General features: G+C 46.4%; 20 protein-coding genes. 16 read left to right on the top strand and 4 right to left on the bottom strand.

Annotated features, from left to right (window positions below):
• Positions 1 to 155: 155 nt before the first annotated feature.
• Positions 156 to 1,115 (top strand): 23S rRNA pseudouridine(955/2504/2580) synthase RluC, encoded by a 960-nt coding sequence (rluC, locus tag KFE26_RS06160; RefSeq protein ID WP_105252860.1) that lies wholly within the window; start codon positions 156 to 158, stop codon positions 1,113 to 1,115.
• 22 nt (positions 1,116 to 1,137) lie between these two features.
• Positions 1,138 to 1,857, top strand: coding sequence for an HAD family hydrolase (locus KFE26_RS06165; protein WP_212599921.1), 720 nt, complete (start codon positions 1,138 to 1,140; stop codon positions 1,855 to 1,857).
• A 172-nt stretch (positions 1,858 to 2,029) separates the two neighbouring features.
• On the opposite strand, the gene KFE26_RS06170 is transcribed toward KFE26_RS06165, so the two are convergent.
• Complete coding sequence (locus tag KFE26_RS06170; protein ID WP_212599922.1) at positions 2,030 to 2,614, bottom strand: nucleoside triphosphate pyrophosphatase; 585 nt, start codon at positions 2,612 to 2,614, stop codon at positions 2,030 to 2,032.
• Positions 2,615 to 2,876: 262 nt separating this feature from the next.
• On the opposite strand from KFE26_RS06170, the gene yceD reads away from it, so the two are divergent.
• The 11 genes from yceD (at position 2,877) to KFE26_RS06225 (ending at position 11,460) form a co-directional block, all read left to right on the top strand.
• Complete coding sequence (gene yceD / locus KFE26_RS06175) at positions 2,877 to 3,401, top strand: 23S rRNA accumulation protein YceD (RefSeq protein ID WP_028760371.1); 525 nt, start codon at positions 2,877 to 2,879, stop codon at positions 3,399 to 3,401.
• Positions 3,402 to 3,417: 16 nt separating this feature from the next.
• Positions 3,418 to 3,588 (top strand): 50S ribosomal protein L32, encoded by a 171-nt coding sequence (gene rpmF / locus KFE26_RS06180; RefSeq protein WP_006081226.1) that lies wholly within the window; start codon positions 3,418 to 3,420, stop codon positions 3,586 to 3,588.
• Between the two features lie 15 nt (positions 3,589 to 3,603).
• Entirely contained in the window at positions 3,604 to 4,632 is a 1,029-nt protein-coding gene (plsX, locus tag KFE26_RS06185) for a phosphate acyltransferase PlsX (protein ID WP_028760370.1), read from the top strand.
• A 9-nt stretch (positions 4,633 to 4,641) separates the two neighbouring features.
• Positions 4,642 to 5,601 (top strand): beta-ketoacyl-ACP synthase III, encoded by a 960-nt coding sequence (locus KFE26_RS06190; protein ID WP_028760369.1) that lies wholly within the window; start codon positions 4,642 to 4,644, stop codon positions 5,599 to 5,601.
• A gap of 62 nt (positions 5,602 to 5,663) precedes the next feature.
• Positions 5,664 to 6,590 carry an ACP S-malonyltransferase gene (gene fabD, locus KFE26_RS06195; protein ID WP_113938794.1) on the top strand — a complete coding sequence of 309 codons (927 nt, stop codon included), beginning with the start codon at positions 5,664 to 5,666 and terminating at the stop codon, positions 6,588 to 6,590.
• Between the two features lie 9 nt (positions 6,591 to 6,599).
• Positions 6,600 to 7,346 (top strand): 3-oxoacyl-ACP reductase FabG, encoded by a 747-nt coding sequence (gene fabG / locus KFE26_RS06200; protein ID WP_006081230.1) that lies wholly within the window; start codon positions 6,600 to 6,602, stop codon positions 7,344 to 7,346.
• A 164-nt stretch (positions 7,347 to 7,510) separates the two neighbouring features.
• Positions 7,511 to 7,744 carry an acyl carrier protein gene (gene acpP / locus KFE26_RS06205; protein ID WP_006081231.1) on the top strand — a complete coding sequence of 78 codons (234 nt, stop codon included), beginning with the start codon at positions 7,511 to 7,513 and terminating at the stop codon, positions 7,742 to 7,744.
• A 236-nt stretch (positions 7,745 to 7,980) separates the two neighbouring features.
• Positions 7,981 to 9,219, top strand: coding sequence for a beta-ketoacyl-ACP synthase II (fabF, locus tag KFE26_RS06210; protein ID WP_212599923.1), 1,239 nt, complete (start codon positions 7,981 to 7,983; stop codon positions 9,217 to 9,219).
• A gap of 232 nt (positions 9,220 to 9,451) precedes the next feature.
• Positions 9,452 to 9,820, top strand: a complete 369-nt coding sequence (locus KFE26_RS06215; RefSeq protein WP_028760367.1) for a hypothetical protein — start codon at positions 9,452 to 9,454, stop codon at positions 9,818 to 9,820.
• 117 nt (positions 9,821 to 9,937) lie between these two features.
• Positions 9,938 to 10,417, top strand: coding sequence for an acyl-CoA thioesterase (locus KFE26_RS06220; RefSeq protein WP_105252855.1), 480 nt, complete (start codon positions 9,938 to 9,940; stop codon positions 10,415 to 10,417).
• A gap of 167 nt (positions 10,418 to 10,584) precedes the next feature.
• A complete protein-coding gene (locus KFE26_RS06225) occupies positions 10,585 to 11,460 on the top strand; it encodes an NAD(P)-dependent oxidoreductase (protein ID WP_212599924.1) in 876 nt (291 codons plus the stop codon).
• 182 nt (positions 11,461 to 11,642) lie between these two features.
• Here KFE26_RS06225 and KFE26_RS06230 read toward each other — a convergent pair whose 3' ends face one another.
• Positions 11,643 to 12,491 carry a D-hexose-6-phosphate mutarotase gene (locus KFE26_RS06230; protein WP_212599925.1) on the bottom strand — a complete coding sequence of 283 codons (849 nt, stop codon included), beginning with the start codon at positions 12,489 to 12,491 and terminating at the stop codon, positions 11,643 to 11,645.
• 246 nt (positions 12,492 to 12,737) lie between these two features.
• Between KFE26_RS06230 and KFE26_RS06235 the strand changes: the two genes are divergently transcribed.
• The 3 genes from KFE26_RS06235 to KFE26_RS06245 all read left to right on the top strand — a co-directional run bounded on the left by KFE26_RS06235 (position 12,738) and on the right by KFE26_RS06245 (position 18,528).
• Complete coding sequence (locus tag KFE26_RS06235) at positions 12,738 to 14,528, top strand: acyl-CoA dehydrogenase C-terminal domain-containing protein (protein ID WP_212599935.1); 1,791 nt, start codon at positions 12,738 to 12,740, stop codon at positions 14,526 to 14,528.
• Between the two features lie 396 nt (positions 14,529 to 14,924).
• Complete coding sequence (locus tag KFE26_RS06240) at positions 14,925 to 17,171, top strand: TonB-dependent siderophore receptor (protein WP_212599936.1); 2,247 nt, start codon at positions 14,925 to 14,927, stop codon at positions 17,169 to 17,171.
• A gap of 235 nt (positions 17,172 to 17,406) precedes the next feature.
• Positions 17,407 to 18,528, top strand: coding sequence for a patatin family protein (locus tag KFE26_RS06245; protein ID WP_212599926.1), 1,122 nt, complete (start codon positions 17,407 to 17,409; stop codon positions 18,526 to 18,528).
• 170 nt (positions 18,529 to 18,698) lie between these two features.
• Here the strand turns inward: KFE26_RS06245 and asnB are convergent, their stop codons facing one another.
• Together asnB and KFE26_RS06255 are read right to left on the bottom strand one after the other, a co-directional pair.
• On the bottom strand, positions 18,699 to 20,363 hold the full coding sequence (gene asnB / locus KFE26_RS06250; protein WP_212599927.1) for an asparagine synthase B: 1,665 nt from the start codon (positions 20,361 to 20,363) through the stop codon (positions 18,699 to 18,701).
• Between the two features lie 571 nt (positions 20,364 to 20,934).
• The gene (locus KFE26_RS06255; RefSeq protein ID WP_212599928.1) at positions 20,935 to 22,611 is read right to left on the bottom strand and encodes a M28 family metallopeptidase; all 1,677 of its coding nucleotides are present in this window, start codon (positions 22,609 to 22,611) and stop codon (positions 20,935 to 20,937) included.
• Between the last annotated feature and the right edge of the window lie 13 nt (positions 22,612 to 22,624).

A 22,624-nucleotide genomic window follows, 5' to 3' on the forward strand; every position in this document is an offset into this window, starting at 1 on the left:
TTTCCGCTTGGGATCAGGGCGTTGTGAACACTTTATTCACGGCTTATCCCTAATCGCTGGTGAAATATAGCAATAATCAAAAAATTCAGCAATGGAAAGGCACAATTCTTCTCAGTTGTTGTACAATGGCGACCGTTATAATTAGATGGCGCATCATGAATATAGAATCCACCCCACAACAGGTTCAGTTGATCACGATTGATGAAGATCACTTCGAACAGCGTATCGATAACTACTTAATGACCAAGCTGAAGGGCGTGCCGAAAAGCATGATCTATCGCATTGTCCGCAAGGGCGAGGTTCGAGTGAATAAGAAACGCATCAAACCCGAGTACAAGTTGCAGATTGGCGACATAGTACGTATTCCGCCAGTCCGCGTGGCAGAGCCGGATAACCGTACCGCACCATCGGCGAACTTAAGTAAAGTCTCGCAACTCGAAGATCGTATTTTGCATGAAGACAATCATTTGATCGTGCTGAATAAACCTGCTGGCATTGCCGTGCATGGTGGTAGTGGAGTCGATTACGGTGTGATTGAAGCATTGCGTTCACTGCGTCCTCAACAAAAGTTTTTAGAGCTAGTACATCGTCTCGATAAAGATACTTCGGGCGTGTTGTTGGTGGCGAAAAAGCGTAGCGCGCTTAAACATCTGCATGATCAGCTTCGGTATAAAAAGATGCAGAAAGACTATTTGGCCTTAGTTAAAGGGGAATGGTCTGCTCAAGATAAAGCCGTTAAACAGCCTTTATTGAAAATCACCCTCAAATCCGGTGAGCGCATTGTGCGTGTTAATGCGGAGGGTAAACCTTCAGAAACGCGCTTTAAAATTATGCAGCGTTACCAAGGTTGTACTTTAGTGAAGGCAAGCCCTGTCACTGGACGTACTCATCAAATTCGGGTGCATTGCCAATTTGCTGGCCATCCTATCGCCTGTGATGATAAGTACAGCGAGCAAGGGTTTGACGATAGCATGCGTGCATTAGGTTTAACTCGACTCTTTTTACATGCTGCTGAATTGATGTTCATTCATCCAGAAAATGATGAAGTGATGCGGGTTTCAGCGCCTTTAGATGAAAATTTGTCGCAATTACTCGATAAGTTAAAGCGTGCGTAATCGACGAGGATAGGTTTCAAGGATGAAGATAAAGCAATACGATTTAGTGATTTTCGATTGGGATGGCACTCTGATGGATTCCATCGGTAAAATTATCACTTGTATTGAAAATATGGCTAAGGCATTGCAGTTACCTATCCCAACTGAAAGTGACATTCGCGATATTATTGGTCTTTCTATGACAGAAGCGCTGCTAGTCCTATTTCCACACGGGCTCAATCTCAGCGCTTCTTCTGCCAATTCTCAGCATCAGCAGCATCCTAAAAATGCATTTAGCCAAGGCGAAGATGATCCATATCAGCAGATGCGCGCCGAGTTTAAAGCGCAATATTTGCATTTAGACACCACGCCAACGCCACTCTTTGCACAAGCACCAGTGTTAATCGATGAGTTACATACTCAAGGTTATCAATTAGCCGTTGCAACCGGTAAGGCCCGTGCGGGACTTGATCGCGTTTTTGCGCAAACGGGCTTAGGTCGATACTTTGTTGCATCACGCTGCGCCGATGAAGTGCACAGCAAACCCCATCCTGAAATGATCTCAAGTTTGCTGAAAGAATTGAATATTGCCCCTAACCGAGCCCTAATGGTGGGTGATTCTCTGCTGGATTTGACCATGGCGGCCAATGCTGGAATTGATAGCGTTGGCGTGACCTATGGCGCCCACAGTGCCGAAAAGTTGCTGCGGGCAAAACCTATCGCCTTGATAGATTCACCAAAGCAATTACTGCAATACCTCTAACACTGCTATTTAATGCTGGAGCGGCAATACATGCCGCTGCGCATGAGACTTCCTTATCACTTTTATTTACGTCTCATCTTCTCGTCGATGAAACGACTCAGTAACCCGGTATTTTTGATGCGCGTCATCGATTCAAGAAACTGAGCAAATAGAGCAAAGCCTTGGTAAACGTTTAAGCGAGTACGTCTACGCCTTGGGCTAACAGCATTTCCGTCAGTAATATCAGTGGTAAGCCAACTAAGGTATTGGGATCGCGACCTTCGAGCGCTGTAAATAACGCGATACCTAAACCTTCGCTCTTAAAACTGCCCGCGCAATAATAGGGCTCTTCTTTTTCAATGTAAGCCACAATCTGCGCATGGCTAAGGTGCCTAAAATGAACCGTAAAGGGTTCAACCTCGGCGGCCATGGCTCCCGTTTCGGCGTTGTAAAGTGCAAGACCAGTATAAAAGGTGATGGCCTTGCCTGAGGCTTGAGTGAGCTGCGCGACGGTATTATTAAAATGATGGGGTTTACCGATAATCTTGCCATCAATGACGGCAACTTGATCGGAGCCAATAATCAGACCATCGGGGAATTGTTCTGCTCCCGCGACGGCTTTTGCTTTGGCTAATCGCAGCACTAAAGCATGGGCCGATTCTTCGAGATACGCCGTTTCGTCAATATTAGGATTGCAGCATTCGAAGGGTAACCCGAGTTTTTGCAGTAAAGATTGTCGGTATACAGACGTCGAAGCTAAGATTAATGGGGTTGGCATAATGAGATATCCGCAAAAGAGTGACTCATATTGTGACCAATCAATGCGCGAGAGTGCAAGAGTTTCGTCTTTTACGGTTTCTTTTCAATGAATGCGACTATTTTAGGCGGCTTGCGCTTGTATGCGGCCCCATGCTTGGGTACTATTTCGCTTCCGTCAATTTCAATGTTGGGGCAGGGGAAAGGCTTAAGTCGCAAACTGGGACTTAAGTTAGTATTTTTTCTTTGACTCTAGCGTTTTCAAACTATAATATGCGCGCCTTATGCAAACAGTAAAGATACCGGTTTCAATTGATCCATTTCGCGCCGCCTCGAGTCGCCTAGTTTATCAGGGCGTTGTTCCTGGTGTGCAACTGAAAAGATTAACTGAGTTATGTGCCGGCGACTGTTCCGATGTGGCAGTGTCGCTTGAATGTGGCGTAGATTTACAGGGGATAGTCTACCTGAAAGGGAAGGCTGTGACGGAGCTCACTCTGATATGTCAACGTTGCATGACACTATTTACCACTGAGGTTACGGTCGAGTTTTGTTTTGGTCCATGTCGGACTAAGGCAGAAATCGATGAGCTCCCGGATGCGTATGACCCAATTGAGTGCAATGAAATTGGCGAAGTGCGTCTACATCAATTGATCGAAGATGAATTGATAGTCGCTATGCCGATAATCCCAATGCATCAAGAAATTGATTGCAGTGCAGGATCTAAAGACATGGTTGTAGGCGAGATAGAACCCGCTCAAGAGGAGCGTCCAAATCCGTTTGCAGTGTTAGAAAAACTGAAGAGCAAGTAATCGAGGAGACAGGCCAATGGCTGTACAACAGAACAAAAAATCACGTTCAAAGCGCGGAATGCGCCGTTCACATGACGCACTGAGCACTGCTCAGCTGTCTGTAGACGCTACCAGCGGTGAAATCCATATGCGTCACAATGTGACTGCAGATGGCTTCTATCGCGGTAAAAAGGTAATCAACAAGTAATTTGTTGGTTTCCTAATGACGAATCTGACGCTTGCGTTAGATGCAATGGGTGGTGATCATGGCCCCCACGTCACGGTGCCTGCAGCCTTGCGGGCACTACAATTACATTCTTTTCTTAAAATCATTTTAGTCGGTGACAAGACTGAAATTGATGTCTATCTACGTCAAGCCGAAGCGAGTTTACTTTCGCGCATAGAAATCATTCATACCGATGAAGTCGTTAGTATGTCCGATAGGCCTGTGCATGCCTTGCGTACACGTAAAAACAGTTCCATGCGATTGGCTATTGAGTTAGTGCGCGACGACCGCGCACAAGCGTGTGTGAGTGCCGGTAACACAGGGGCGCTGATGGCAATGGCGAAAGTATTGTTGAAGACCTTGCCTGGTGTTGATCGACCCGCATTAGTCAGTTGTTTACCTGCGGTGACTCAAAAACCGGTTTATTTGTTGGATTTGGGCGCGAATATTTCCTGTGACTCGGAAACCTTATTTCAATTTGCCGTGATGGGCTCAGTCCTGTGCGAAGCGGTAGATAAGAAATCTCGGCCAAAAGTCGCCTTGCTCAATGTGGGCGTTGAAGAAATTAAAGGTAATGACCAAGTTCAGCAAGCCGCGCAGTTGCTGCAACACACAGAACAAATCAATTACACAGGTTTTATCGAAGGGGATGAAATCTATTCCGGTAATGTGGATGTGATTGTTTGTGATGGGTTTGTGGGTAACATCACGCTCAAGACCTCTGAAGGTATTGCCAAGTTATTAGTACATCAGTTAAAACGGGGACTAACCCAAGGTTTATTCGTTCGTTTTCTGGCTAAACTTATCGCCCCTCGTATCCAGGCGGTCCTTAGTCAGATGAACCCCGACCACTATAACGGTGCAAGTCTGATAGGATTGCGCGGAATAGTTGTAAAAAGCCATGGAAACGCGGATGAAACTGCCTATTTACAAGCAATTAGTTTGGCAGTAACGGAAGCTCAACGTCGACTCCCTGAAATGATAAAAGATCGTTTGGAGTCGATTCTTTTAGATATAAATAACTGATCCCTCCTTATGCATACAAAAATTCTCGGAACTGGTAGTTATCTACCGGTGCAGGTGCGTAGCAATCAAGATTTGGAAAAAATGGTGGAAACCACTGACCAATGGATTGTTGAACGTACAGGTATATCAGAACGTCGCATTGCGGCTTTCGATGAAACCGTTTCAACTATGGGCTACCAAGCGGCATTAAAAGCGCTAGAAATGGCTGGCATAGAAGCATCAGATTTAGACATGATCGTTTGCGGCACCACCAGTGCTCCCAATGCTTTTCCTGCTGCGGCCTGTGAAATTCAAGCCATGCTTGGCGTGCATACCATTCCAGCTTTTGATATCGCAGCGGCGTGTTCAGGCTTTGTTTATGCTTTATCTGTTGCCGATCAATTTGTAAAAACGGGCGCGGCTAAAAAAGTATTAGTGATTGGTGCCGATGTACTGTCTCGCTTATGTGAGCCAGAAGATCGTTCAACGATTATTTTATTTGGTGATGGTGCGGGCGCGGTTGTGATAGGCGCATCCGAAACGCCAGGGATCATTTCGACCCACATTTATGCCGACGGTCGCCAAGGTGACTTATTGAAATGCGCTTTCCCACCACGTAAAGGCGAAACCTCTGAAGCGGTCGGTTTTATGACCATGAAAGGCAACGATGTCTTTAAAGTGGCTGTGACTCAATTGTCCCATGTGGTGACTGAGACGTTACGCATTAACAATATCGATAAGTCAGAAATTGACTGGTTAGTGCCACATCAAGCCAACTTCCGAATTATCAATGCTACCGCTAAAAAGCTCGATATGAGTCTTGATAAAGTCGTATTGACCTTAGCTAAACACGGTAATACTTCTGCCGCGTCAGTGCCCATTGCATTGGATGAAGCCGTACGTGATGGCCGTATTCAGCGCGGACAACTACTGCTGCTTGAGGCCTTTGGTGCTGGGTTTGCGTGGGGCAGTGCGCTCATTCGTTTCTAAGTTCTACATGTGTGTTCCACATGATTTTTCAATAAATTAAGTTAGCCATAGGTAATTTGAATATGGAAAATGTTGCTTTTGTATTTCCGGGTCAAGGTTCACAAGCCCTAGGCATGTTAGCCGAGCTTGCCGAATCTCATGCTGTTGTTGGACAAACCTTTGCTGAGGCGAGTGACGTCTTAGGTTATGATCTGTGGGCATTGGTTCAGCAAGGTCCTGTTGAAAGCTTAAATGAAACCGATAAAACTCAACCAGCCCTATTAGCGGCGAGCGTGGCGATTTGGCGTACCTACGTGGCTTCAGGCAAACCTATGCCAGCTATACTCGCGGGTCACAGCTTAGGTGAGTATTCTGCTTTAGTTTGCGCCGGTGTGATGGATTTTAAAGACGCGATTAAGTTGGTGGAATTACGTGGTCAACTGATGCAGCAAGCGGTTCCAGCTGGCACGGGTGCTATGTATGCGATTATCGGTTTGGACAACGAGAGTATCGCTAATGCCTGCGCCGAAGTGGCTCAAGGTGACGTGGTGAGTCCAGTTAACTTTAACAGTCCTGGTCAAGTGGTCATTGCAGGTCAAAAAGACGCAGTTGAGCGCGCTGCAGCAGCTTGTAAAGCAGCGGGCGCAAAAATGGCGGTGGCTTTACCTGTCAGCGTGCCATCACACTGTGCATTAATGAAACCTGCGGCGGATAAACTGGCCGTGGCATTAAACGATGTACAGTTTAATACCCCAACAATTACAGTGATTAATAACGTTGATGTGGCATCACCGACCTCTGCTGATGACATTAAAGATGCGTTAGTGCGTCAGTTATATTGTCCTGTCCGCTGGAGCGAAACTGTTGAGCTAATGGCCCAAAAAGGCATTACCCAACTGGTGGAATGTGGTCCTGGTAAAGTATTGACAGGATTAGCAAAACGAATTAATAAATCACTATCAGCCCAAGCGGTTAATGATGTTGCTTCATTAGCAGCATTAACTGAGTAAGGAGTTTATATGAGTTTCAACCTGAATTTAACAGGCAAAGTGGCTTTGGTGACAGGTGCGAGCCGCGGTATTGGCCGTGCGATCGCTGAGACACTGGTCGAAGCGGGTGCAGTGGTTATTGGAACCGCAACCAGTGAGAAGGGCGCTGCGGCGATCCAAGAATATCTGGGTGACAAAGGTTTTGGTTTAGTGCTTAATGTCACAGATAGTGAATCTGTTACACATTTATTCGCCTCGATCAAAGAAAAAGCGGGTGATGTTGATATTCTAGTCAACAACGCGGGTATAACCCGTGATAATCTGCTGATGCGGATGAAAGATGATGAATGGCAGGATATTATCGACACCAACCTGACATCGTTATTTAGACTATCAAAACCTGTGATGCGTACCATGATGAAAAAGCGCTTTGGCCGAATCATCAATATCGGTTCAGTGGTAGGCACCATGGGCAATGCAGGTCAAGTTAACTACTCGGCAGCAAAAGCGGGTTTGATTGGATTTACAAAATCTCTTGCAAGAGAGGTTGCATCTCGTCAAATTACAGTTAATGCTATCGCTCCTGGATTTATCCAGACCGATATGACAGATGAGCTGACCGAAGAGCAGCAAAAAGCTATCATGTCACAGGTTCCGATGGAACGATTAGGGCAAGCGCAAGAAATTGCCAATGCAGTGCTCTTTTTGGCCTCGGACTCAGCCGCTTACATCACAGGCGAAACTTTGCATGTGAATGGCGGCATGTACATGGTTTAAGGGCGAATGGCAGGGATTTCTGTCGCAACTGAGTAGTGATCTGTATCAATTGATAGTGAAATTTCGTGGTTAGACCACGAAAACTAAGCTTGCATTGTCAGCCAAATCTAATAAACTACTCGCAATCTTACGCAAGTGCGTAATTTGAATAGGAAAGAAAACTAATGAGCAACATCGAAGAACGTGTAAAGAAAATCATTGTAGAGCAACTGGGCGTTAAAGAAGAAGACGTTAAGCCAGCGGCATCTTTCGTTGACGATCTGGGTGCAGATTCTCTGGACACTGTTGAGTTGGTTATGGCTCTGGAAGAAGAGTTTGATACCGAGATCCCTGATGAAGAAGCTGAAAAGATCACTACTGTTCAAGCAGCGATCGACTACGTTTCTAAGAATCAGTAATTCTGAATTCTTGAAGACAGGCGGCATTTTTGCCGCCTGTTTTTGTTTTACCCCCGTCAAATTCTGCCTCCGTGCCATTCAATCGTCTCTGGATCGTGTTTTAATTGTTATCCACGAGATGCTCGCCGCAGATTGGCGAATTTTTCTAAATAAAAATTATTTAAGAAATTGTCTAATGATAGAAAACCCTGTGTCCTCTATCTGAATTAACAAATTAGCATTTAAAGGTGACTGCCGTGTCTAAACGTCGTGTAGTGGTAACCGGTTTGGGGTTAGTAACTCCAGTGGGCAATACTGTCGATACTACTTGGAAGGCTTTGCTTTCGGGTAAGAGTGGTATTGCACCGATAACCAAATTTGATGCCAGTGAATTTACCACTCGTTTCAGTGGTTCAGTAAAAGATTTCGATGTTGAGCAATACGTAACGAAAAAAGACGCCCGTAAGATGGACCTCTTTATTCAATACGGTATGGCGGCTGGCATCCAAGCTATCCAAGACTCAGGTCTGGACATGAGTAAAGAAAACCCTGGTCGTGTCGGTACTGCTATTGGTGCGGGTATGGGCGGTATGTGGTTGATTGAACAAGGTCACAGCGCATTGATGAATGGTGGCCCGCGTAAGGTTTCTCCTTTTTTCGTACCTAGTACCATCATCAATATGATTTCGGGCCACTTGTCGATCATGTTTGGCATGAAAGGGCCAAATTTCGCCGTGACGACCGCTTGTACTACGGGCGTGCATAATATCGGTTTCGCGGCGCGTACCATTGCCTATGGTGATGCAGACGTGATGGTTGCGGGCGGTGCTGAGGATGTCACTTCTCCTTTAGGCGTGGCAGGTTTTGGTGCAGCGAAAGCGTTATCGACACGCAATGACGATCCTACTGCGGCGAGCCGTCCATGGGATAAAGACCGTGATGGTTTTGTGATCGGTGATGGCGCTGGTGTGATAGTGATGGAAGAGTACGAACACGCAAAAGCGCGCGGTGCAACCATTTACGGCGAATTAGTCGGTTTTGGTATGAGCGGTGATGCGTTCCATATGACATCGCCTCCAAGTGACGGAGCAGGCGCTGCAGCTGCTATGGTCAATGCTATTAATGATGCTAAGTTATCACTGGAGCAAATTGGTTATATCAATGCCCACGGTACGTCGACGCCAGCTGGTGATAAAGCGGAAGCGGCAGCGGTTAAGTCAGTATTTGGCGACCACGCTTATAAAGTACTGGTTAGCTCGACTAAATCGATGACGGGTCACCTGTTAGGTGCTGCGGGTGCGGTTGAAGCGATTTTCACTTTGCTAGCACTGCGCGACCAAGCCGTACCGCCAACCATCAACTTGGATAATCCAGATGAAGGTTGTGACTTAGATTTTGTTGCCCATACAGCCCGTGACGTGAAGATGGATTACGCTCTGTGTAACTCCTTCGGTTTTGGTGGGACTAACGGTTCATTACTGTTCAAGAAAGTGTAAAACACGCATTTATGGTGTAAAAAACAGTGAAAAAATGCGCCTGAGGGCGCATTTTTTATGGGTCAAATTCATTGCTCATGTGAGTTGAACTCCGTTATCTTATGGCTTTATTGTGATAGATGTCACTTTCTAACTGTATGATATCCATAGTGTTAACATTTGTTCATCAAGCTTGTTTAATTCTAGTGACCACAGATAATGACAGGCATATTCAATCTTAATGGAGTGTGTCATGTTAAATCCCGCGGTGATCCCGCTTGTTCCCCTCATTGGCGCATTAACTGCCAATCTGACCGAATTGATCCGTGGTGAGTTTAAAGTATGGCATCCAAACATGGACATTGGGATCAAGACTTTTACCTTAGCAATCGCTGCTTACGTGGTGGTTTGGTTTGCCTTATTGGTGACGGCGATTAACGTCGGTGGCGATAGCAATATGTCTTCGGGCCTCGAAGTGCTTGGTTTCTTTATGTTTGGCTTAGGCGTTTACACTTTTGCTAAGGGTACGCGTTTCGTCAGTAGTGAATTTCAGCTATGGATTTATCGTTTAGCGTTGCCGAGTTTATTGCTTTGCTGCGTGCTTATTAGCCACTTTGGTTAAATCGAATTTTTTGACGAGGTCAATCGTAATTATTTTTACGCTAATGGCGCTTTCTATCGTAAACTCAGCCTATTGCACGAAACATTGAGCCACAGTGGCTGAATAAGTTGAGGTTATATGGCTGGTATAGATAGACAAAGTACCCTGAGATTTTTGTCAGAGCCTGCGGATGTGAATTTTGGTGGTAAAGTTCACGGCGGCGCTGTGATGAAGTGGATCGATCTCGCGGCCTATGCCTGTGCAGCGGGCTGGAGCGGTAAATATTGTATTACTGCCTATGCGGGCGGTATTCGTTTTGTGCAACCCATTTTGGTCGGCAATATCGTTGAAGTCAGCGCAAAAGTGATTTATACGGGTAAAACCTCTATGCATATCGGTATCGATGTGCGAGCGGGCGATCCTAAAGTTTCTGAGCGTCATCTCACCACCCATTGTATTGTGATCATGGTAGCAGTTGATGAAGATGGCCTACCTACGCCTGTGCCTGAGTGGATACCACAGACGGAACATGATATTCATTTGCGGGATTCTGCACTGCGCTTGATGGAAATGCGTAAAAAGATTGGCGCCGAAATGGAAGCCCATGTGGTGAAATAGCCCCATAAATTAAATCAACAAAGGCGCTTAAGGCGCCTTTGTTGTTTTTAGCGAAAAGTGCGTTTATCACTCGCTCCGATTTCACTCTGACGTTACCGTTGATGGATGTTAAACTGCGGCCACTATTTTGATCGATTCATTTTGTTTATCTATTTAAGGATCAGCTCATGGCAAAAGTCGCATTTATTGGTTTAGGCGTAATGGGATATCCCATGGCGAGGCATTTACTGAACAAAGGCCATGAGGTCACTGTTTATAATCGTACTTTTACCAAGGCGCAAACTTGGGTCGACACCTATGGTGGTCGCTGCTGTCCAACACCAAAGGAAGCGGCAGAGGGTCAAGATATAGTGTTTACTTGCGTGGGCAATGACAACGACCTGCGTGAAGTGGTATTAGGCAGTGATGGCGTTATTCATGGGATGGAAAAGGGCACTGTGCTGGTTGACCATACTACGGCTTCGGCCGATGTCGCTCGTGAGCTTCATCAAGTGTTAGCGGAAAAGGGCATTGATTTCCTCGATGCGCCCGTGTCGGGCGGACAAGCGGGCGCCGAAAATGGCGCCTTGACTGTGATGGTCGGCGGCGATGAAGCGGTATTTGAGCGTGTTAAACCCGTTATTGAAGCCTTTGCCCGCTGCGCCGAACGTTTAGGTGAGGTTGGTGCAGGTCAGTTAACTAAGATGGTGAACCAAATTTGTATCGCGGGTGTGGTGCAAGGTTTGGCGGAAGCGCTGCAATTTGCCCGTAAAGCGGGACTCGATGGCGAGAAAGTCATTGAAGTGATCAGCAAAGGCGCGGCGCAAAGCTGGCAGATGGAAAATCGCTACAAGACGATGTGGGGCCAAAGCTATGATTTTGGTTTTGCCGTTGATTGGATGCGTAAAGACTTAGGCATAGCCTTAGAAGAAGCCCGCCGCAATGGTTCACACTTGCCATTGACCGCTTTGGTGGATCAATTCTATTCAGAAGTTCAGGGCATGGGCGGTAACCGTTGGGATACGTCTAGCTTGCTGGCGCGCTTAGAGAAATCGGCGAAATAAGTTTTACCTTAAGTTTCATCGTTATAAAAACTTAGGTTTCGTAGTGATAAAACTCTGGTTTCGCAGTGATAGGTTTTGCAATGATAAAAATGCCCAGTCCCGATTGCGTTGGCAAATAGGACTGGGCATTTTTGTGTGTATCGTTTTTTGACTAGGACATTAAGAGCTAGGATATTTAATCGTTAGTCTTTCCAGCGAATATGGGTCACTAAACTGTGGGTTTCACCTGGTGCGAGCACGACTTTATCTTCTAATACATTGGCCGCTTCTAGGCAGACCATGGTCAGATAATCCTCCGGATTAAATCGGCCCAGGCGTTGTGACTTTTCAATCCATGGGTTCCATAATACGGCGGATTGGCTGTTTTCACGGCTGACTTCGATTGTCCCCTGCGGCGTATGCAATAACTGCACTGGGCCGAGATCGGTATAGACACGATCTGTCTCGCGATCAAACAGCACTTCATCCGTGGTTTGCGGATAAGGCCCCTCGGCAAATTCGATGTATTTTGACCCACTAAAACCGCTGGCTTTGAGTTGGTGGATATCCTCAATCGGGAAATAGCTGTGCAGCGCTTGGGTAAGCGTGACGGTTTCATCGCTTGAATTGGTATTCACAAGGCTAATGCTTAGGGTGTCGCCTAGGGTGAATAACACGCTGACTTCAGTGTTATGCGGCCAATAGATTTTATCTTGCTCACTGATTTTTAAGCTAAAACGTAAATCCACTAACTGATTACGCATTTCTACCGATTCCAGCGCCCAAATACGGGTACGGGCGAAACCGTGTTGGGGAAAGTTCGCTTCACTACTCATGCCAAACCAAGGCCAGCATACGGGTACACCGCCACGGATCCCATTACCGGGTTGATAATCGTCAGCCGATGAAACCCACAGCAAAGGTGGTTTGCCTACGGGTTGAAAATAGTCTATTTGCGCGCCCTGCAAAAAAATTCTTGCCTGACATAACGCCGTATTCACTTCGACATAATCGAGCCCGTTGGCGTGCTTTTTAGTAGTGACAGAACCCATAGTAACAATATCCTTAACTCTGCTGACATATCAGAAAAACAGGCAGTTAGCTTACAAAGTTTTCCGCGATAACATAAGGCTTTGTTGCGATCAATTTACGGTTTCGCTGTTCGTTTGTGTAAACAAAAGTCTGTGGCGGATACTGAGGTGCTTTCTTTTTCGGCAGATTTAGCTAAAGTGGTCAGAGCACCAAAGTGGTCAGATCACTTAGTTGAGTTGCAGTCTAACAAGAAAAGGGAAGCGATTATGCCAGTTTATCAAGCGCCGCTGCGCGACTATCAATTTATCCTCGATGAGATGTTACATATTTATCAGCAAGATGCACTCAAGGGGTTCGATGAAATCGATCCAGATCTTGTCGATGCGATCCTGCAAGGTATGGCCGACTTTAGTACTGAAGTTATGTTACCGCTCAATAGTGTCGGCGATTTGCAAGGCTGTAAGTTGGTCGATGGTAAGGTGATTACACCGGAAGGATTTGATAATGCCTATCGGCAGTTTGTTGATAATGGCTGGCCGACGCTGACCTGCGATCCTGAATATGGCGGCCAAGGTTTACCCGAAGTGGTGGGGATTTTTGCCACTGAGATACAAACGGCAACTAACATGGCCTTTGCCATGTATCCTGGTTTGACCCATGGCGCTTATGCCGCCATCCATGCCCACGGCAGTGATGCGCTTAAGCAAAAATATTTGAGTAAACTGGTTAGCGGTGAATGGACTGGGACCATGAACTTGACCGAGTCCCACGCGGGTACTGATTTAGCCTTATTACGCACCAAAGCCGTGCTAGTATCCGAAGGCATTTTCGCCATTACTGGTGAGAAAATTTTTATCTCCTCAGGTGATCATCAACTCACCGACAACATAGTGCACCTCGTATTAGCTCGTTTGCCGGATGCACCTGAAGGCGTGAAGGGCATATCTTTGTTCGCCGTGCCTAAAGTATTAGTGAATAACGATGGTAGTTTAGGCGCACCGAACACTTTATATGCCAGTGGCCTTGAACATAAGATGGGCATTCACGGTAACTCAACCTGTGTGATGGTATTTGAAGGTGCATTGGGTGAGCTTGTCGGCGAGCCGCACCAAGGACTGCGAGCCATGTTTACTATGATGAACCAAGCGCGTTTAGGGGTTGGCGTGCAAGGGCTAGGCGTGTCTGAAATCGCCTATCAAAATGCGCTGGCCTATGCCAAAGACAGATTACAGAGCCGCGCCTTAAGCGGTGCAAAATCCCCAGAAAAAGCCGCCGATCCGATTTTGGTTCATGGCGATGTGCGCCGTATGTTGCTGTCGCAAAAAGCCTTTAATGAAGGCGCAAGAGCCTTAGTTGGGCAACAAGCTTTGTGGCTCGATGAAGCTGAGCGTCATAGCGATCCCGCCAAAGCGAAAGCAGCATCCCAGTTAGCCGCCCTGTTTACGCCCGTTGTGAAAGGTTTTATCACTAACCGTGGTTTTAATGCCTGTGTCGATGCACAGCAAGTATTTGGTGGACATGGTTATATTCATGAGTGGGGTATGGAGCAATTTGTGCGTGATAGCCGTATTGCACTGATTTATGAAGGCACTAACGGTATTCAGGCATTGGATTTAGTGGGGCGTAAGCTGCTTAGCGACCGCGGCGCGGCGATGCAGCAATGGTCGGCATTAGTGACTGAGTTTATTAAGTCGCATAGCACGAATGCGGCGATGCAACCCTATGTGAGTGGTTTAATGGATTGTGCGGGTGATTTGCAAAAGGCTAGCGGTTATTTAGCGACCCATGCTGCGACCAATCCTGACATTATTGGCGCAGCTTCAATGGCTTATCTGGAGTTATTTGGGGTGACTGCACTGGCATGGATGTGGGCCAGAAGTGCAGCGGTGGCATTAGCGGCGTTGGAGCAGGGCACCGAAGAAACCGCATTTTACCAAGCTAAATTGAAAACTGCCGATTTCTACATGGCTTACTGGGCGGTGCAAGGTCGCAGTCTGCGTAAGCAAATTGAGCAGGCGAGTGAAATGCTCACGCAATTGGATGAAGCTATCTTTTAAGCATTCACCTTATAGGCTGAGTTAAGCCCTTGCTTAAAAACAGCTCAACAATAGCCAAAAACCAGCGCACTGTCGCTGGTTTTTATTTTTATATCGTTTAAATCTTTAACTTTTTGTTTTTATTAGGTTACACACAAATACATCAGCTTGATGCTGTGCGTCTCTTTCTTATTCCACATTAAAACTTTCATCGAAGGTCTGTGTTATTGACGTTCCTTTGTTTGAGTCATAACCAAACATAACAAGGACTATGTGGGTTGATGTCGATGATTTATTAAGCGCGTTTCACAATTGTGTAAATTCAAATGATAATTATTGTCATTCGTAAATCATTCTTTATAATGACGGCCAATTCGTTTGAATACATTTGTAAACCCTTTGGTTTATGCCATTTTTATGCGCTCGCGCTGGGGACATTCTGTGAAGACTCGTTTCGCCTACTCATTAATCGCACTTGCACTCGCTCAACATCAGTCGGCATTTGCCGCTGAAACCGTACTCGATAAAGAGGCCCCACAGCAGACCTTGTCTACGAGCTCACCAGTCCCCAGTCCTGCATCGACTCAATCCGCAGCCGATGGGGAGATAACACTCGCAGCACCTGAGCGTATTGCTGTCCATGGCCGTGCAATGCAAATGTACGTCGATAAAGAAACGACAGTTGGCACTAAGACGGCGATTAATGTGATGGAATTGCCGCAGTCGGTGCAAGTGCTGACCGAGCAGTTAATCGTTGACCAAGCGGCACGCAATATTACCGATTTATACCGCTCAATCGCGGGTGTGAGTGAGTTTAGTTATTCCGGCGTGACCTTTCGCGGTTTCCGCGACGATGCCAACGTTTTTTATGATGGGGTAAGGGGCGATCCCTATTCGGGATTTTCTGTGCCGCAACTCTTTAATGTGCAGCGGGTTGAAGTGTTAAAAGGTCCTGCATCCGCACTTTATGGCGGCGGTGAACCCGGCGGCATGATCAACTATGTCACTAAAAAACCAACCTTTGTCGAGAGCAAAGAGCTGACCTTAAGCACGGGCAGCGAGGACATGATGGGGGGCTCGCTGGATTTCACTGGCGGCTTAACCCAAAATCTTGCCTATCGTTTTGGCGCCTATTATCAGCAGGAAGATAGCTTTCGCAATAATGCAGATAGCCAAAATGCCGAAGTGGCGGGTGGGTTACTCTACGAAATCAGTGATGATACTAAGCTCACCACCACTTTCGATATTATTAAGCAGGATTTAGGCGGCAATCGATTGCGCGGCGTGCCTGTCGATAATGACGGTAACTTCCTCGTTGCGCCATCCTATAATGCCAATGAGAAGAGTGACTTCCAGAAGATGGATGCGCTGGTGCTGCAATCGATTCTCGATCATCAATTTACCGATAATTTCTCGGTCAAGACGCAGATCCGCTATCTGAATAATGATTCCACGCAGCAATATCATGAATCGAGAGGTTGGGTCGATGTAAATGGTGATGGTAAAGCCAATAGTGCAGATGGCACCATTAAGCGTGAATACCGAGTGCAAGCACGGGCAAATGATGAAATCAGTTTAACCAATGATTTTGTTTATGCATTCGATGCCTTAGGTTTTGAACATGAGTTCCTGTTCGGTGGCGATTATCACTATGTGGAAACCGAGTACCATTACAAGCTCGCGACCAGCAAGGAAGGCGTGGGTAACCTAAATATTTTTGACCTTAACTATGGTGAGACGGATCCTAGTACCTATCAATTAAAAGACATGGATACCGACGGTACCCGTGCTAACCGTTTTGGCCTTTATGTGCAGGAACACTTGCACTTTAATGAACAGTGGTCATTGATTGCCGGTCTGCGTTTCAGCCAGTTTGACGATTATGATAAAAAGACCGGTTTCTCCTTCAGCGATAACGCGATAACGCCAAGGGCAGGGCTTAATTATCGCCCAATCGATTCAATGTCCTTTTATTTGAATTACTCAGAGAGCTTCAATCCAGCATCTTTAACCGATCAAGCACAAGATATTGCTGACGGTTTCCTCGATCCAGAAACGGGTAATCAAATTGAACTTGGGATGAAAAATGAGTGGCTTGATGGCCAGTTTATGACCACGCTCGCCGTATATCGCATTGAAAAACAAAATGTCGCTCAAGCTAACCCTTTAAATACTGGCGATGACGATGGCATTCCCGCTTTACTTAATTTGGGTGAAGTACACAGTCAAGGCCTTGAATGGACGCTGGTGGGGGATTTAACCGATAACCTGACCGTCACGGCAAACTATGCCTATAACGAGACTGAAGTGGTTAAAGGAGTCACTAACGACAGTTTAACCAATACCTTCGATAGTAAGCACTTTGCCAATGCGCCGCGTCATCAAGCGGGGATATGGACTCGTTACGATATCAATGCACTCGATTCGGCGATTGCCTTTGGTATGGATTATGTGGGCGAGCAGTTCAGCCTCGATGGTCAAATAGTGAAGCCCCATACGATTTTTGACATGAGCTGGACGACTCAGTGGGATCAAACTCAAGTTCGCTTAAATCTTAAAAATATCTTCGACAAAGAATATGCCGTCAGTGGGTTTAGCGAACGTAATGGCCATTTCCCCGGTGAGCCGCGTAATATCACGTTAGAACTCAGTCATAAGTTTTAATGCATTGATGTGAAAACAGCTTGTTCGTTAAGGATGACGAACAAGCTAACCTGCCTAACCTTGCTCATCACTGCCGTTATTTCTGCCAGTATTTGCTGTCGTTATCATCACCGGCTAATGCTTGCACACTATCTTAATAGTTTTTTCCTATTAAGATGATAGCTTCTATCCGTTATCCTTTCTCATTTAGCTTGTTTAGACTCGCCTTATATGAATTATTCGATAAGGTTTTACTATGCACGCTTTCAGCCACTTAGCCTCCCAAGACGCTCAATCTAACGCTAGCCCACAGGTGGCCCTGATTGCAGAAGGAGGTGGTCAGCGCGGTATTTTCACCGCAGGCGTGCTCGATGCTTGGCTTGATGACGGCTTCGATCCCTTTGATTTATTTATTGGTACTTCTGCTGGCTCACAGAATCTCAGCAGTTTTTTGGCCCGTCAGAAAGGTTATGCCAAACGTTTGATCCGCGGTTTATCGCGCCATAAACGCTTCTATCGACTCGGTCGCGGGTTAGTTGGTGGCAATGTGGTCGATTTAGATTGGTATTTTGAGCAGACTAGACAAGGGATGTTCAAATTAGATCTTAATGCGGCGACGGCCTCACTCGGTCATCGGCAGCTACTGATCACCACTACCAATGCCAGTGATCGCAAGGGATATTTTTTAAGTCCAAGTAGTAAAAGCCAGTGGCGCGAATTGCTTAAAGCCTCCAGCGCATTGCCATTTTTGTATAAACAAGGGGTGAAACTCACGCCTTGGCTAACTGATAAGGCCTGTAATAACGGCGCGGCTGATCATGGCGCCTCTGATAACAGTGCCTCTGTTCACGGTGCAGCATCAAGCGAAGGTATCGACAGTGATTTTTATCTCGACGGCGGCTTAGCCGCGCCTTTACCTGTACGTGAGGCCTATCGTCGTGGTGCCCGCAAAATTGTGGTGATCCGCACTGTGAGTGAGGATTTTCAGGCGCAATCGGCTTGGGTGCATAAACTTAAATCTTGGATTTGTGTTTCTGGTTTTTGCCCGAAAACCATAGATTATTTAGTGCAGCACGAACAAGCCTATCAGGATGAATTGGACTTTATCGCTAATCCGCCAGAGGATGTGGAGATAGTGCAGATTTTTGCAGCTGAAAATTTGCAAAGTAAATTGCTGGGCAGTACCGATGCGGATTTACGCCATGATTATCATGCGGGGCTGAGTGCCGGAAAGCAGTTTTTAAGCTTAGATCCGATGGCGTTGACGCAGATGAATGTTCATTTTCAAACTCAAGTGCAAATCAACGACAAGACTCAAATTCATACTAACGCTCATACTCAGGCTCAAATCCAGCCATTCAGTGCGCTGTCGGCCTAGTTTGGTATTTTAGCTAAGTCACCATTTTGTACGTGAGTAAGCAATAAAAGTAAAAAGCATTAAAATACAAGCGCCACCCTAGGGTGGCGCTTGTGGTTGGCTGTATTAACCAGTTCATCAATCTAGCTCATTAACCTAATTTATGAACTTAGTCCTTCAACGTTAGGCTATTAATAACTTGAGGTGTGTACAGAGCGTACTGCTCGGCCTGATGGGTCGATAATGCCGCGTAAGCTTTCGTCCCAAGCTAATGCTTCTGGCGTTGAACAGGCGACGGATTTACCGCCTGGAACCGTTTCTGCAGCGCCGCTCAGTGGATAATGTTCCTCAAAGAAGCAGCGATAGAAATAGGCTTCTTTGGTTTCTGGCGTGTTGTATGGGAAACGGAATTTCGCGTTTGCCAATTGTAAATCATCCACCCGCGCTGCAGCTTGTTCTTTCAAACCGTCAATCCAAGAGTAGCCCACGCCGTCACTGAATTGTTCCTTTTGACGCCACGCCACTTCTTTTGGCAACTTGTGCTCAAAGGCTTTACGCAGAATGTGTTTCTCAATACGGCCATCCTTAGACATTTTCGCTTCAGGGTTGATGCGCATCGCCACATCCATAAACTCTTTATCGAGGAAGGGGACACGGGCTTCTAATCCCCAAGCGGCCATGGCTTTGTTGGCTCGCAGACAATCGAACAGATGCAGTTTATCGAGTTTGCGGACTAATTCCTCGTGGAATGCCTGTGCGTTTGGCGCTTTATGGAAGTATAAATAGCCGCCAAATAGCTCGTCAGCACCTTCACCCGATAACACCATCTTAATGCCCATCGCTTTGATTTTACGCGCCATTAAATACATTGGCGTGGCAGCTCGTATGGTGGTGACATCGTAGGTTTCTAAGTGATAGATCACTTCTTTAATCGCATCTAAGCCTTCTTGGAAGGTGAAATGGATCTCATGGTGAATCGTACCAATCGCTTCGGCGACCTTTTTGGCGGCGATTAAATCTGGCGCACCTTCAAGGCCGACAGCAAAAGAATGCAACTGTGGCCACCAAGCGTTGGTTTCGCCATCGTCTTCAATGCGGCGTTTAGCAAAGGTTTGCGTCACGGCGGAAATGATCGATGAATCTAAGCCGCCTGATAGCAACACACCATAGGGCACGTCTGACATTAATTGGCGTTTAACCGCTGCTTCTAATGCGTCACGCAATTCTTCTTGGCTGGCTGGGTTATCTTTAACCGCATCATAGCTTTGCCAATCGCGGCTATAGTATTTAACGGCTTCACCATCTTTTGAATACAGATACTGGCCCGGTAAGAACTCTTCTACCGTTTTACACACTGGCATCAGCGCTTTCATTTCAGAGGCCACATAGAAGTTACCCGCAGCGTCACGGCCTGTGTATAGCGGGATGATACCCATGTGATCGCGGCCGATAAGGTATCTGTCTTGGGCTTTGTCATATAACACAAAGGCGAAGATACCGTTTAATTTATCAAGGAAGTCAGTGCCATATTCTTGATACAGCGCCAGAATGACTTCACAGTCAGAGTTGGTTTGATAGCTGTACTTATCGCCTAGCTGGGCTTTCAATTCTTTGTGGTTATAGATTTCGCCGTTGACCGCAAGGATCAAACTGCCATCTTCGGTCAGCAGTGGCTGAGCACCGTGTTCAATGTCAACAATGGCTAAACGTTCGTGGGCAAGAATTGCCTTATCACTGGCATAAATACCTGACCAGTCAGGGCCACGGTGGCGCATTAGCTTAGACATTTCTAGCGCGACTTGGCGCAGTTCTTTGGCATCAGATTGGATATCTAAAATCGAAAAGATTGAACACATAGTACAACTCCCACACTGTCTGTCATTTGAGGATGTCTCAATTGAGGTTTAATGTGCCAGCTATTTAGCGTTTTGCCAAACACTATTTTTGATGTTTTATCTGTTTATTGGTATTTTTGTTGATTTAGATGTTTATGTTTAGTGCTTTTATTTGGGAATAATTCATTTAATTTGCGTTATTTTTGATGATTCGTTTTTATTGTCTGATTTGGTGTGAGGGGTTTTGGGGAATTCACAATGTGTTTTAAAAAAGTATCGATGATAGAAAAACCGCTAAAAAGACCTTAAATAATGAGTTGTCCCGTTTAAGTGTTTTATTTTTAATCAATTAATGCGCTGAGTTTGACATCAACCAATGGCATAAGCCTATTCAGAATGGTGTTGTGGGATGGATATTTCGCGATAACGGCATTTTTTATGAGCTGAAAACAAAAAAGCACGTGAATGGTTCACGTGCTTGTAGGTCTTGTTTGGCGCTTTGGCTGGCGGAGGAGGCGCTTTATTTCAAGCAGACGTCAATAAGAGATGACTAACGCAACTGTCTCTCGCAAGAAGCCACTGACTTAGCCTGTTATTTTGCGTCCGTTACAAGCGTCGTTTTGGCTGGGCGCAGGCTATTGAATTCTGTACCTTGATAGTATCCCGGCCAATCTTTACTGTTGCCCAATGTGCGTGTGACTTGGTAGTAGATTTGCAAGTCTTGCAGCGCGCCGCTTAAATCCCAGTCTTCACGGTATTCATCGCAGACATTGTGATAACAGCCCTTCATTGTCGCTTGCATCTGGGTTTTATAAGCACCCGTGGCTTCATCAACGGGGTTGCTACCGCCGCCAGCAAAGACCGCTGGCACGCCTAGTTTGGCAAAGCTGAAATGATCTGAACGGAAGAAACCGCCCGAAGCGGGATTTTTCTCACCCATGGCGATGCGGTTTTGTTGTTTCGCCGCATCGATAAGATAAGTTTCTAACTCAGACTTACCTTTGCCGACGATGGTAAAGTCATTGGTTTTGCCGTAGATATTGGTGCTGTCGAGGTTTAACACTGCCACGGTTTTGTCGATAGGATAAAGTGGATTGGCGGCGTAATAGCGTGAACCGAGTAAGCCCTGTTCTTCACCTGTGGTAGCGATAAAGGTAACCGAGCGCGCTAAACCATGGCCTTGTTTGGCATTGTCGGCTAATTGTCTGGCGATTTCGAGAATGCCAGCAGTGCCTGAGGCATTATCCATGGCGCCGTTATAAATCTGATCGCCTTCTTTCCTCTCGTCTTTACCTATGTGATCCCAATGGGCGGTGTAGAGGATTTGCTCGTCGGCTTGTGTGCTGCCGGGGAGTGTGGCGACCACATTGTAGCTATTCGCGTATTCGGCTTTATTTTTAAAGGCGATGTTGGCCGTTTGTTCAAGGGATAAATTGATTGAGCTGTCGGCGGCGCGCGCCATTAAATTAGGCAGTGATAAACCGGCTTTATCGAACAGTTGTGTAGCCGCGTCCAGTGTAAGCCAGCCTTCGACTTGGATACGGCTATCTTGTTCTGCTTTACTGAAGACCAGATCTTGCTGTGGTCCAGTCCAACTATTTTCTATCACGGACCAAGGGTAAGAGGCGGGCTCGGTATCATGGATAATCAGTGCGCCGAGTGCGCCTTGACGACTGGCCTCTTCAAATTTGTAGCTCCAACGGCCGTAATAGGTCATGGCTTTGCCGTTGAATTTACCCGAGTCAGGGCGAGCAAAGCCGGGATCGTTCACTAAGATCACCGCGATTTTGCCTTTCATGTCGAGATCTTGGTAATCATTCCAACCATATTCAGGGGCGTTCACCCCATAGCCGACGAAGACTAATGGTGCGTTCTCAATACTAATACCACCGTTATCGTGGCGACTGCTGAGCACCAGATCTTTTCGGTATTTAAAGGGTAATCCTGCCAGCGTAACTTGCTGCGCTTCATCTGCTGTATAGCTCACCATAGGCACTGGTTGTAAAAAGCTGCCTTGGTACGCGCCCTTGAGTCCCATCTCTGTAAAGGCTCTGGTCAAATAATCCAAGGTGAGTTTTTCACCGTGAGTGGTGGGCGCACGGCCTTCAAATTCATCGGATGATAGGGCTTTAATATCATTTCTAAAGCGCGCTTCATTAAACTGCACTGGTTTGAGTTCAGCCAAAGTGCTGTTGCCATCAGGCTCTGATACATTTGGACTACAGGCACTGAGCATGGCCAACGCACAGAGTGGATACAGACGTCGCATAGGTTAATCCTAC

The sequence above is a fragment of the Shewanella sp. M16 genome (genome assembly GCF_018224605.1).
Lineage (GTDB): Bacteria > Pseudomonadota > Gammaproteobacteria > Enterobacterales > Shewanellaceae > Shewanella > Shewanella oncorhynchi.